We start from the raw sequence: 10,367 nt of genomic DNA, 5'->3' as shown, positions 1-10,367 counted from the left end.
AACAAAAATACTGAATGATTATTACTATCTAATTTCATTGTAATTACTTCCTTTCAGTTTTTACTACTGATTTTATAATACAATACATTTTTGAAAATCAAGTAAAATAAATAACCTATCGGTTAGGTTTACATCCTCCACCTCCTATGGCGAGGAAAAGGAATTTCGCCATAGGAGGTTAAATTTATTAGAAGATGGTTCTAAAAACTAATTTACTTATGCTCAATTGTTTTTCCTGAAGACATAGCATTGCGTTCTTGAACTAAATTTTCTATTAAATTATTTAATGTCCAATCAATAGATGTCTCAGTTACCATTGCTGTAAAAGGTCTATTTATTCTTACTTTTTTCAATCCTTCTAAAAATGCATTTACTTGTGTACTGGAAATATTATTAAATATTACAGACTTACTTTTAATTCCATTATCACATTCACTTGATATATTCCCATCCAAAATGTCTCTTACTATGTTTTCACCATTTTTATCACTTAAAATGATATGGTCTCTTATTCCAGCAAAATTACTAACATTTTTAATTAATGATAATTCTTTTTTATTAAAATTTACAAACATAATACACTTCCTGCTGTGTATTTTATCTAGATTATTATTATTTATTTTTTCAAATGACATTTTATCCATCCTTTCATTTATCTATATATTTTAATTTACCCTATCTATTTAAAATAATCAATTTTTACAGATAATTTTTATATTAATACCCCAAATTACATATAACTAATTCAACTATCCAAAACTAATATATAAAATTAGAATAATTAGATTAATATTTACAAATTATAATCTAAAGGAGAGATATGATACCATGAAGACACTACTAAACAAGAATTTTAGCATTAAAAACTTTTCATCTGCTTGGATTATAGTACTTGGTTGTATGTTGATACAAGCTATACCATTTAGTATTGTAGCAAGTATACAGCCCCAGTTTATAAGTTATGTTGTAGAAGGAGAAGGTTTTAGCTTAGCATCTTTTTCTCTAATATTTACTTTTGGTACTATTGCTTCAGCAATTGCATCACCATTTATAGGTAAATTATTTTCTAAGGTCAATATTAAGATATTATATTTATTAGGCTGTATAATTTCTAGCATTGCTTTTGCTACATTTTCTATATGTACTGAACTATGGCAATTTTATACGGTATCATGCATTGTACAAATTGGAGCTACAATTATATCTGCGATAGGAATACCAATTTTAATAAGTGCTTGGTTTGATGAAAAAAGTAAAGGAAAAGCTATGGGATTTGCTTTTGCTGGTGGCTCTATTGGTAGTATATTTCTACAACAACTTGTAGTTCGCTCATTAGCATCTCAAGGATACAGCCGTTCTTATCTAATATTTGGGATTGTAGCACTAATAGTTGGTATACCTGTAACATTATTTATGCTTAAAATGCCTAAAGATACTAATGAGAAAATAAGCTCTAAAATAAAAAATGACAAAACATCTAATAAAAATTCCCCTTCAGTATGGGGTTATACATTAAAAGAAGCTAGAAAGAATAAATATTTTTGGATTATGACAATTGGATTTGCTTTTGTAGGTATATATGTTTCATCATTATCTGTACAATATCCAACCTACCTTAGAAATTATATAAATCCAATTTTAATAGGAACAGTAGGTTCTACTTTTGCCTTATTTGCTCTTATTGGTAATTTATTTGGAGGATTATTATTTGATAAATTTGGTCAGATAAAAACACTGATTATATCTTTTATATTTGTACTTATGGCTACTTTATCACTACTATTTGTTGATACATCTGCTAATCTTGCATTTGTATTTGCTATTTTAAAGGGTCTTTCTGTATTTGCTTATATGATTGGACCTGCTTATTTAACTGGTACTTTTTTTGGTCAAAAGGAGTTTGGCAGTATTTTTGGGATTGTTCAGTTAATTTTTGCAATTGGATTTGCACTTGGTTCAACATTATTTGGATTACTCGTTGATAATTTTGGTTATAAATTCTCTTGGTCTATTATAATTTTATCAGTTATAGTCGCTTATGCTTTACTTATCACAGCTTCTATGGGAATGGCAAAGCTAAATAAGGATAGGTTAGATAAGTTAGCACAATAATTAATTCTTAATTTCTATAAAAATTATACAAAAAAGATGGAGGCTCTAATAACAACTAGAACTCCATCTTTTTATTAATTATATTATAATATAGCTAACTTTCTTTTATTTTTAACAGTGTTATCTATATCCTCATCTTTAACTATAGTAAATGCTTTTGTTGGACATACATTTACACATGCTGGTCCTTCTGGTGAATCTATACAAAAATCACATTTGTTTGCTGTCATTCTTTCTCTAAAGCAAAGCTTTCCTTTATCTACATCTTTTAGTGTAACTATATCTATCGCTCCTATAGGACATGCCAGCATACAAGTCTTACATCCTATACAATTTTCTTCATTTATTTTTATTGTATTACCCACCCTAACTATACCTCCATTTGGACAGGCCTTTGCACAAGGAGCATCTTCACAATGTCTACATTGTATTGGAGCACTAACTTCCTTTGTTTTTATGACAGAAAGTTTTGGGTTAAAGTTTATCTCATCTGGACTTTTGTAAAAAATATCTTCATCTGAATGTGCAACCACACATCCTATCATACAAGTTCTACATCCTATGCACTTATCAGGGTCTGCTATAACAAAATAATTCATTACTTAGCCACTTCCTTTCCTATACAATATGTAGTGTGTAATAAATGATGAGATTTTTCTCCTAATGGCTCTACTAGATATTCATCATATAATTTTTTGATGTCAGGATTTTCATGAGATTTTCTAATTGCCAAGTGTTCGTCATGCACATATGTTGCTTTTGTTCTATTTTCATAGGCTAAGTCTTTATATTCTTCTAGTAAAATTTTTGGCTGACCTCCACCACTTACACATCCAACAGGACAAGTCATAACCTCTATAAAATCTATATCCAACTTTCCTTTTTCTAAATCTTCAAGTACTGGTATTACATTTTTCAGTCCACTTACTACACCAACTCTTAAGTCTAAATCTCCTACCTTAATAGTTGATTTTCTAAAACCACTTTCTCCTCTTACTTGTTTTACTTCTACATTAGGTATACTTTCTCCAGTTATAAGCTCATAACCTGTTCTTATAGCTGCTTCCATAACTCCACCAGTAACACCAAATATAGTTCCAGCTCCACTGTAACTACCTAAAGGGCTGTCAAACTTTTCTTCTCCTAAATTTTTAAAATCAATTCCCATGTCTTTTATTAGGTAAGCTAGCTCTCTAGTAGTTAACACTACATCTACATCTCTATATCCACTAGAATCCATCTCTTCTCTATCACATTCATACTTTTTACATGTACATGGCATTATAGAAACACTAAATATTTTAGATGCATCCACATTATTTATTTCTGCGCCATATGTCTTAAATATTGCACCACCCATCTGCTGAGGTGATTTACAAGAAGATAAGTGATTAGTTAATTTAGGATAATTTTTTTCTATAAATTTAACCCAAGCTGGACAACAAGATGTAAACATTGGAAGAGTTCCACCTTCTGTAACTCTCTTAATTAACTCACTACCTTCTTCCATTATAGTTAAATCCGCTGCGAAATTAGTATCATAAACTCTATCAAAATTTAATGCTCTAAGTGCTGCTGCCATTTTTCCAGCACCTAAATATCCTAGATAGTATCCAAAATCCTCTCCTAAAGCTACTCTAACTGCTGGTGCACATTGAACCATGGTAAATACATCTGGGTCACTCAAAGCTTTTTTTACCCTATCTACATCACATACATTATGTGCTGCGAATATAGGTTCATTTATTGATTCTGGTATTTTTCGTTCTTGTTTTTTATCTTTCAAAAACTCAAATCCTTCATCTATAACTGAAGCATAAGATTTACAAATTTGAACACATTGACCACACATAACACATCTATCTAAGTTTATTTCTTGTGGTTTTCCTTCTTCCCCCTCAATAGCATTTACTGGACATACCTTTGAACATTCTCTGCATCCAGTACATAAATCTTTATCTATATTTATTATCATAAACGTCACCCCTTTATCCTTTATTTATTTGTCAACAATAAGCTAAGTGCAGCTTGTCTATTCTTAGCTTTTTTGTCATCTATTGGAGTAACAAGTTTTAATGCATCTTGAGGACATGCGCTTATACAAGCTATTTTTTCGTTGTCTTTACATAAATCACACTTATATGCTATTTTTTTATTTTCTTCCAAAATTACTTGTTCTACTTCTTTCCCATCTTTATATTGTGGAAGTAAATCTATAGCTCCAAAAGGACATGCTAGGAGACAAGTTTTACACCCTATACATTTTTCTTCATTAACAAACATGACATTGTTCTCTTTGTTTATAGCTTTTTGTGGACATGAATTTAGACAAGGAGCATCTTCACAGTGTCTACATTGTATTGGCATACAGAAAGTATCACCTTTTACTAAATAAAGTCTAGGTATAACTGGTATGTCAACTGTCCCAACCGTATATCCTACATTATTATGTTGGTTATGCATCGTAAAACAAGCTACTTCACAAGTTCTGCAACCAGTACATTTACTTGGGTCTGCTATTACAAAAGAGCCTATTTTATTATTCATATTATCCCACCTTTCAATTTGTATATTTCTAAGTCCCTAGTTATTTTTATTATATATATTTATATATTTTAGTGTTTTTTCAATACTTATATTTCGCTTGCAATTTTTACACAAATTATACTTATTGGCATATACTTTGTCAGTATCATCAATTACTACTCCACACACTTCACATCTTGAATATTTTTTCTCTTCTTTATTAGCACACATACGCTTCAGTCTCACTTTTTGATAACTCTCTGTGAATTTGCATAGATATTCATTCGTCTTCCTCTTACAAATCCAATAAGAGTTATATTTAATTTTTTAGAAAGCTCTATTGATAAATTAGTTGGTGCTGATTTTGATATTACAATAGGGATTTGAGTCATAGCTGCCTTTAGTATCATCTCTAAAGATATTCTCCCACTTACAACTACAGTCTTATTTTTTAATGATATTTCATTTAAAACACAAAATCCTATTGCTTTATCCATTGCGTTATGCCTTGCTACATCTTCACAGGTCACTATTTTTTTATCATTATCAAATATGGATACACTGTGTACTCCACCCGTATTTTTAAATAATTCTGACGAATTTAAGTTTTTATCCATTATACTGTAAATCTCATCATAATTTATTTTTATATTACTCTCTACAGGAGTACACCTTATATAGTCTAGTGAGTTTAAAAATATAATTTGTTCCTCTTCATCATCATGTTTCTCTTGAATAGTTACTTTTGTAACCCGTTCCTTATCATTTATTTCTATATCTAATATGTCTTTTTTATTTTCTATATATCCCTTTGTTCTCAAAAAACCAACTACAAGCTCTTTTAAATTATATGGTGTACATAAAAATGTATTTATGTATTTATCATTTAAAATAAAGCTAAGTGGATATTCTGCAATTATTTCTTCATATTCATTAGATAAATTATATTCATTTATTTTGCTTATTTCTAACTTAAAAGAATTCATGTATTTATAATCTACCAAACTATAACTGTTTTCAAAAACTTCATCTTTACTATTTTCTTGTGACTTAGTTTTTGAGTATATATTCTCCATAAGATATTTACCCTTTCGCCTTCTATAAACCCTCAATCTAATAACTACTAAACATTTGTGGCAGTCATTTTATCTTTAAGACTTTGATATTCTTCTCTTACACATTTCTCTGCTAACTCTTGGTCATCAAGTTTTTCAAGTTTAACAGCACAATACTTGTATTCTGGTGTTTTAGATATAGGGTCTAAATTTGCTATTGTAAGCTCGTTACAAGCTCCAACCCACCACTGATAAGTCATATATGTCGCTCCTTCTTTAACTCTATCAGTTACTGTTGCTCTTGTGATTACACTTCCCCTTCTTGAACTAATTCTAACTAATTCATCATCTTCAATTCCTAATCTATCTGCATCATTACAATTTATTTGAACACGACCTGGCTCATCTTCTAATGAACTAAGTGTTCTACAGTTACCAGTCATAGTTCTTACTGAATAGTGACCAACTTCTCTTACAGTACATAAACTAAATGGATATTCATCATCTTCAACTTCCATAGGAGGTCTCCATTCTGCAGCAAATAAATTACCTCTTCCATTAGGAGTAGAGAATTTTTGTCCTTCATATAGATACATAGTTCCTTTGTCTTCCATACTTTCACTCTTACAAGGCCACTGAACAGAACCTTGAGCCTCTATTTTTTCATAAGTAGCGCCTAAGAAATTTGGACATAATGCTCTAAGTTCATCCCATATTTCTTTAGTATTTTTATAGTTCATAGGATATCCCATTGCTGTAGAAATTTCACTTATAATTTGCCAGTCTGGTTTTACATCTCCTTGTGGCTCTATAGCTTTTCTCATCAATTGGAATCCTCTATCTGCACATGTATATACTCCATCATGTTCGCCCCAAGAAGTAGCTGGAAGTATAACATCAGCATGAAGCGCTGTCTTATTCATAAATATATCTTGAACAACAACAAACTCTAACTCGTCTAAAGCCTCTCTAACTTCTGATGCATCTGGGTCACTTTGTACTGGGTCTTCCCCAAATATATAATAAGCTTTAAGCTTCTTCTCTTTTAACACTAAATTTGGAACTTGAGTTAAACTATATCCATTATTAGGAGATAACTTTACTCCCCAAGCATTTTCAAATTTTTCTCTTATCTTATCATCAGTTACATTTTGATAACCAGGATATACATTAGGAAGAGCTCCCATATCACAAGCTCCTTGAACATTATTTTGTCCACGTACAGGCCCTATTCCAACGCTTTCTCTACCAAAATTGCCTGTAAGTAGAGCAATTGAGGCAAGCCCTTTAACTACATCAACAGCTTGACCAAATTGACAGACACCCATTCCATAAAGTATCATGGCCTTCTTACCTTTTGCATATTCTCTCATAGCTCTTCTTATAAGCTCTTCTGGAATTCCTGTCATCTTCTCAGCATATTTAGCTGTATATGGTTTAACAATTTCTTTGTACTCATTAAATCCTTGTGTATGGTTTTGAACAAAGTCTTTATTGTAGAGACCTTCTTCTATTAAAACGTTTCCAAAAGCATTTACTAAAACCATATTTGTTCCACCCTTTATAGGTAGATGTATATCAGCAATTCTTGCAGACTCAGTTAATCTAGGGTCAGTAACAATTAACTTAGCTCCATTTTTCTTAGCTTTAATTATTCTATTTGCAACTATTGGATGTGAATCTGCTCCATTATATCCAAATATAAATAAAACATCTGCGTTTTCTATTTCTGGTATAGAATTAGACATTGCACCACTACCTAATGAGTAAGCCAGACCGGCTACAGATGGTGCATGTCAGACACGAGCACAATGGTCAACATTATTGGTTCCTATTGTAGCTCTCATAAATTTTTGCATTATATAGTTTGCTTCATTACCAGGTCCTCTTGCAGAACCAGTCCCCATAATAGAATCAGGACCATATTTTTCTTTAATTTCGTTTAATCTTGAAGCTGTATAACTTATAGCTTCATCCCATTCAACCTCTTCTAGCACACCTTGTTTTCTTATCATTGGTTTTTTTAGTCTAGGTGTTAAAATTTTAGGGTCATTTAGAAAATCCCATCCATAACGACCTTTTAAACATAAACTTCCTTGATTTGTTCTACCATCAGCTGGCTCTGCTCTTAATATCTTGTTATCTTTTACTACTAGATATAATTGGCATCCAGCTCCACAGTATGGACAAACTGTTAAAATTTTCTTCTCCATACATTTCCCCCCTTAGATTTATCCCCTGATGAGTAAAATTTACCTTAAAGATAATGAAGTATTTTTATAATATGCAAAATTTACAAATATTTTGCAATATTATCTATTAAATTCAACAATTTTCTCACAATTCCTTTTAAATTTCAAAAAAAATATGTCATAATAATTCTTATATTTTAATCATCTAATTAAAATATTATAGTTCTTATGACATATTTTTTAATATATGCTTATTTAGATTTATCTAATTTTCACTTAAAACGGCATTTCTACCAATTCTATTTTTCATTCTATAGTGAGTGATTACAGTAAAGATACCACTTCCAATCAGAATCAAATAGTACATAAATCCACCATATAAAAATACTGCATAACCCATTAGAGGTTGAGGGAATACTGATTTAAATATAGTGAAAAATGCTAATTCATTAGCTCCTACATTACCAGGTGTTGGTATTGGTGATATTGCCATATATAAAAAAGCTTGTAGTGTTAATATATAAATATAGCTATAACCTTGTAAATTAAATGCTTTATATATCCAAAAAGAAACACTAAAGTAAGCACTTAATTGAATAAAAGTCACTATAATAGTTAAAATTAATACTTTTTTATTTTTAGCAAAAAAACTTATTGCTTTACTATAATCATCTATAAAATTTTCTATAGAGTCTACTTTACTCTCTAGGAATCTTAAAAACTTAATTTTTGCTAAATACTTTATTGAAACTCTCATAAAATATTTTATTTTTTGAGGATTTAAAATAACTAAAATTATCATAATTAAAACAAATGAATTAATTGCTATTCCTAGAAACACTAAGGGCATGATTACTTTCATTTGTTTTTCTAGCATAGCTAGATTCATTAATACTAATATTGTGCAATAAACAGTAACTACTATTTGAAAAATAATAGACTTATTTGTAACAACTGCACTTGCTTTACTAAGTGGCATTTTGCATTTTTTAAGTACATATATCTGTACTGGTTGGCTTCCTGAAGCAAATGGAGTTATTAGATTATAATAAAATCCCATAATGGCTAGCTTGAAACCAATAAATCTAATATTGACTTTGTGAGTACTTTCTATAATTATCTTCATTACTAATCCTTCAAGCATTATGTGAGACATTATTGCCAGAGCCCCTACAAATAAAAACTTTTTATCTACCATAGTTATAACATTTGATAACATCTTAATATCTAATGTTTTAAATACCAAGTAAATTGTTATACCTATTAGTAAAAATAAAAATGTATACTGTAGTAAGCTCTTCCTAATATTTTTTAGTTTATCCATTAGAAAAACCATCCTTTGCTCAAGATTTATATTAAACACCATATTATTAGTATACACTACTAATATTAATATTTTATAACAAAATACCTTACAATTTTGTCATTTACAAAAAATATTAATCTATAAATTAAATTTTAATATATAGATTAATATTTTACAAACATTTTGTAGATATATACAGTATTTGCACTGAGTATTATACCCACTTATATCCTATCCCCCATACAGTCTCTATTGTATAAATATCATAAGATTTAAACTTGCTTCGTATATTTTTTATGTGTTCTGTAATAACACTTATATCACTTTCTCCATCAAATCCATATACATGCTCATATATTCTTTCTTTTGAAAAGACTTGTCCCTTATTTTTTGCTAGAAATTCACATATTAGATACTCACTCTTAGTAAAATTTATCTTATTATTATCAACAGAAATTTCTTTTCCCAAAAAATTAAATTGAACATTTGATATAGTTAATGAATTTTTTTTCTCTCTATTTTCTCTTCTCAAATGAGCATTTATTCTGGCTCTTAACTCACCTACACCAAAAGGCTTTGTAATATAATCATCAGCCCCTATACCAAGACCATACATAACATCACTTTCCATATTTTTAGCTGTCAAAAACAATATTGGGCAATCAACCTTATTTCTTATATTTTTACATACTTCAAAACCATCCATTTTAGGCATCATTACATCTAATATTATTAGATTAAAAGGATTATAGTCAATATCAAGAATATTTTCTACATCACTAATTACCTTTACTTCATGCCCATCTCTCTTTAATATATTTTCAATTAACTTTAACATATCTAATTCATCATCTACTACTAGTATCTTAGACACACTAACACCTCCATTACATGTTTAATTACACTTTAATTTATATATTTAATTATATCTTTATAAATTTATATAAAATCTCATACTATTATATTATAACTTACAACGATTAATTAATATTTTACAACAAAATCATTTTAACACTTCAAACATAAAAATTTTATATTTTAAACGCTTAATATTTATTTTACAATAAAATTGCCGAAAAGCCCCCTTCTTTAGATGTGAGGATGAAAGGCAAGGTCTTAATATAAATAAAAGTCAGAATAATACTTGCAACCTAACACTACGAATGATAGATTATG

The 10,367-nt window shown here is 29.4% G+C and carries 10 protein-coding genes; 1 reads left to right on the top strand and 9 read right to left on the bottom strand.

From position 1 onward, the window contains the following. Positions 1 to 212: 212 nt before the first annotated feature. Positions 213 to 635, bottom strand: coding sequence for a DUF3783 domain-containing protein (locus KGF41_RS20190; protein WP_227828269.1), 423 nt, complete (start codon positions 633 to 635; stop codon positions 213 to 215). A gap of 193 nt (positions 636 to 828) precedes the next feature. On the opposite strand from KGF41_RS20190, the gene KGF41_RS20185 reads away from it, so the two are divergent. Then, the gene (locus KGF41_RS20185) at positions 829 to 2,112 is read left to right on the top strand and encodes a conjugated bile salt MFS transporter (protein WP_227828268.1); all 1,284 of its coding nucleotides are present in this window, start codon (positions 829 to 831) and stop codon (positions 2,110 to 2,112) included. 83 nt (positions 2,113 to 2,195) lie between these two features. On the opposite strand, the gene KGF41_RS20180 is transcribed toward KGF41_RS20185, so the two are convergent. The 8 genes from KGF41_RS20180 to KGF41_RS20145 form a co-directional block, all read right to left on the bottom strand. Beyond that, a complete protein-coding gene (locus KGF41_RS20180; protein WP_227828267.1) occupies positions 2,196 to 2,711 on the bottom strand; it encodes a 4Fe-4S dicluster domain-containing protein in 516 nt (171 codons plus the stop codon). Further along, positions 2,711 to 4,087 (bottom strand): [FeFe] hydrogenase, group A, encoded by a 1,377-nt coding sequence (locus KGF41_RS20175; RefSeq protein ID WP_227828266.1) that lies wholly within the window; start codon positions 4,085 to 4,087, stop codon positions 2,711 to 2,713. Before KGF41_RS20175 ends, KGF41_RS20180 begins: the two co-directional genes overlap by 1 nt. A 20-nt stretch (positions 4,088 to 4,107) precedes the next feature. Further along, entirely contained in the window at positions 4,108 to 4,659 is a 552-nt protein-coding gene (locus KGF41_RS20170; protein ID WP_227828265.1) for a 4Fe-4S dicluster domain-containing protein, read from the bottom strand. A 36-nt stretch (positions 4,660 to 4,695) separates the two neighbouring features. Further along, positions 4,696 to 4,869: a hypothetical protein gene (locus KGF41_RS20165; protein ID WP_227828264.1), complete on the bottom strand. Its 174-nt coding sequence runs from the start codon at positions 4,867 to 4,869 to the stop codon at positions 4,696 to 4,698. An 11-nt stretch (positions 4,870 to 4,880) separates the two neighbouring features. Then, positions 4,881 to 5,714 (bottom strand): formate dehydrogenase accessory sulfurtransferase FdhD, encoded by an 834-nt coding sequence (fdhD, locus tag KGF41_RS20160; RefSeq protein ID WP_227828263.1) that lies wholly within the window; start codon positions 5,712 to 5,714, stop codon positions 4,881 to 4,883. A 47-nt stretch (positions 5,715 to 5,761) separates the two neighbouring features. Further along, positions 5,762 to 7,906 (bottom strand): formate dehydrogenase subunit alpha, encoded by a 2,145-nt coding sequence (fdhF, locus tag KGF41_RS20155; RefSeq protein ID WP_227828262.1) that lies wholly within the window; start codon positions 7,904 to 7,906, stop codon positions 5,762 to 5,764. A 244-nt stretch (positions 7,907 to 8,150) separates the two neighbouring features. Continuing rightward, positions 8,151 to 9,209 (bottom strand): lysylphosphatidylglycerol synthase transmembrane domain-containing protein, encoded by a 1,059-nt coding sequence (locus KGF41_RS20150; RefSeq protein ID WP_227828261.1) that lies wholly within the window; start codon positions 9,207 to 9,209, stop codon positions 8,151 to 8,153. 196 nt (positions 9,210 to 9,405) lie between these two features. After that, on the bottom strand, positions 9,406 to 10,065 hold the full coding sequence (locus KGF41_RS20145; protein ID WP_227828260.1) for a response regulator transcription factor: 660 nt from the start codon (positions 10,063 to 10,065) through the stop codon (positions 9,406 to 9,408). Positions 10,066 to 10,367: the final 302 nt, after the last annotated feature.

Source organism: Clostridioides sp. ZZV14-6150 (assembly GCF_020657875.1).
GTDB lineage: Bacteria > Bacillota > Clostridia > Peptostreptococcales > Peptostreptococcaceae > Clostridioides.
Note: the sequence above shows the minus strand (reverse complement) of the source record. Positions and strands in the feature narration are given on the sequence as shown.

Excerpts from the sequence above, each read along its gene's own strand:
- KGF41_RS20190 (WP_227828269.1), bottom strand. The coding sequence starts at position 635 with ATGTCATTTGAAAAAATAAATAATAATAATCTAGATAAAATACACAGC.
- KGF41_RS20185 (WP_227828268.1), top strand. The coding sequence starts at position 829 with ATGAAGACACTACTAAACAAGAATTTTAGCATTAAAAACTTTTCATCT.
- KGF41_RS20180 (WP_227828267.1), bottom strand. The coding sequence starts at position 2,711 with ATGAATTATTTTGTTATAGCAGACCCTGATAAGTGCATAGGATGTAGA.
- KGF41_RS20175 (WP_227828266.1), bottom strand. The coding sequence starts at position 4,087 with ATGATAATAAATATAGATAAAGATTTATGTACTGGATGCAGAGAATGT.
- KGF41_RS20170 (WP_227828265.1), bottom strand. The coding sequence starts at position 4,659 with ATGAATAATAAAATAGGCTCTTTTGTAATAGCAGACCCAAGTAAATGT.
- KGF41_RS20165 (WP_227828264.1), bottom strand. The coding sequence starts at position 4,869 with ATGTGTGCTAATAAAGAAGAGAAAAAATATTCAAGATGTGAAGTGTGT.
- fdhD (WP_227828263.1), bottom strand. The coding sequence starts at position 5,714 with ATGGAGAATATATACTCAAAAACTAAGTCACAAGAAAATAGTAAAGAT.
- KGF41_RS20150 (WP_227828261.1), bottom strand. The coding sequence starts at position 9,209 with ATGGATAAACTAAAAAATATTAGGAAGAGCTTACTACAGTATACATTT.